At 66.0% G+C, this 1,723-nt stretch carries 1 pseudogene; it reads left to right on the forward strand.

Going from position 1 to position 1,723, the window contains the following annotated elements:
* A pseudogene (gene tnpC / locus MTR62_RS20885) lies at positions 1-1,347 on the forward strand (IS66 family transposase); the annotation flags it as partial.
* Positions 1,348-1,723: the final 376 nt, after the last annotated feature.

Genomic DNA, 1,723 nt, shown 5'->3' on the forward strand with positions numbered 1-1,723 from the left:
AGCTGGGCGAGGACGTGACCGAGACGCTCGAAGTGATCCCGCGCCGGTGGAAGGTGATCCAGACGGTCCGCGAGAAGTTTTCATGCCGGGATTGCGAGGCGATCACGCAGCCCCCGGCGCCGTTCCATGTTGTGCCGCGCGGATGGGCCGGGCCAAGCTTCCTCGCCATGCTGCTGTTCGAGAAGTATGGCCAGCACCAGCCCCTCAACCGCCAGGCCGAGCGCTTCGCGCGCGAAGGCGTGGCGCTCAGCACCTCGACGCTGGCGACCCGGGGGGGTGGGCGCGGCGGCCTTCGCCCTGATGCCGCTCTATCGACGGATCGAGGCGCACGTGCTTGCGGCCCGGCGGCTGCATGGCGACGATACGACCGTGCCGGTCCTGGCCAAGGGCAAGACCGATACCGCGCGCCTGTGGGTCTACCTCCTTGATGACCGGCCCTTTGCCGGCAGCGATCCGCCCGCAGCCCTGTTCCACTATTCCCGCGACCGGCGCGGCGAGCATCCGCGGGCGCATCTGGCGTCCTGGGCAGGGATTCTGCAGGCCGATGCCTATAGTGGCTACAACGAGCTCTATGCGCCCGGCCGTCAGCCTGCGTCCGTGATCGAGGCGGGCTGCTTCGCGCACGCACGGCGCAAGTTCTTCGAACTCGCCGACGTCGANAGTGGCTACAACGAGCTCTATGCGCCCGGCCGTCAGCCTGCGTCCGTGATCGAGGCGGGCTGCTTCGCGCACGCACGGCGCAAGTTCTTCGAACTCGCCGACGTCGAGGCCGCCGCGCGCAGGAAGAGCCGCGGCGAGCGTACCGGCATGATCTATCCGATCGCGCTGGAAGCCGTGCAGCGCCTCGATGCCCTGTTCGAAATCGAGCGGGGCATCAGCGGCAAGGCGGCAGAAGAGCGCCTCGCCGTCCGGCAGGGCCTCAGCGCACCGCTGATGGCGGATCTGCAGGCCTGGCTCACCGCCCAGCTCGCGAAGCTCTCGCGCAGCCACGATCTAGCCAAGGCCATCAACTACATGCTCCGGCGCTGGGGGGCCTTCACCCGCTTCCTCGAAGATGGCCGGATCTGCCTCACGAACAACGCAGCCGAGCGGGCGCCGCGCTGCGTGCCCCTCGGGCGCAAGGCATGGCTGTTCTGTGGCTCCGATCGCGGCGGACAGCGCGCCGCCGTGCTCTATACGCTGATCCAGACCGCCCGGCTCAACGATGTCGATCCGCAGGCCTGGCTGGCCGATGTCCTCGCGCGCATCGCCGAGCATCCCGTCAACCGGATCGACGAACTGCTTCCCTGGAACTGGCTGAACCCAAATTGCGGACATCCGCTCACCCGCTTAAGCGAACAAGCATGATGTTCCGGTTGCTCGTTGCCATCGCTCTGGCTGGCCTGCTTGGTGTTGCCGGAGGATGGTGGCTCCGCGAAACTATCGCGATTGATGCGTGCTTGGATGCTGGTGGGAAGTGGGCTGTAAATGGCGGCTATTGTCTCGGCGCAAAATGGGGCGAGCTCCAGCCCTGAAACAAGTGACGGGGAAATCACCTGCGGCCTTCACCGGATGGCTACGATGCGGCGTCTCAAGCACGCTCTGGCAAAACGGCTGCGGCGCGAACAGAGGCTGGAACCCAAACGCAAAAAAGGCCCCTGAACAGGGGGCCTTTGCGAACCCCTGGAAGGTTCGTTGAGATTGTGAATGGGTTTGTTTACAACGCGCTGGCTACAATGCCTGG

The sequence above is a fragment of the Novosphingobium organovorum genome, from assembly GCF_022832435.1.
In the GTDB taxonomy this organism is placed as follows: Bacteria; Pseudomonadota; Alphaproteobacteria; order Sphingomonadales; family Sphingomonadaceae; genus Novosphingobium; species Novosphingobium organovorum.